This window comes from Streptomyces sp. P17 (assembly GCF_032436805.1).
GTDB lineage: Bacteria > Actinomycetota > Actinomycetes > Streptomycetales > Streptomycetaceae > Streptomyces.
Map to the genome: position 1 here is coordinate 1 of NZ_JAVRBF010000336.1, position 447 is coordinate 447.

General features: G+C 38.7%; 1 pseudogene. It reads right to left on the reverse strand.

Annotation, left to right across the window (positions count from 1 at the left end):
• Nucleotides 1-447: pseudogene (locus RMT89_RS41160) on the reverse strand (hypothetical protein); the annotation flags it as partial.

A 447-nucleotide genomic window follows, 5' to 3' on the forward strand; every position in this document is an offset into this window, starting at 1 on the left:
CGATCATCAATATAAGTATCTCGGCCGGCATAGATAATTTTACCCGTTGGATTGTCAGTTAATACCAAGATTGGATCTTCCATTGCGTACGAGTTCAAATCACCAAGAATGACTTTGTCACCTGGAATTTTCTCTAACTGCTTACCTAATTCATAAGCAGCAGCGACGCGAAAACGTTCACACTGTCCTTGAAAATCATCATCAGGCAAACGATTTTTATTACGATCCTTAGGATCAAAAGTTTTCAAAAAAGCATCGAGTTCTTCACCCGTTGGCCAATCATCAATACAATTTGAGCCTTTAGACTTAAAATGATTCGCTGATATAGTTAAATGGTTATCTGTATTGTTCACAAGAAATGTAGCAGTAAGAGCATCTCGTTGTGAAGCTTTTCCACTACTTATTGGACGACCTTGGCCATTGCGAAATACATCTCCTGTTTTAGGG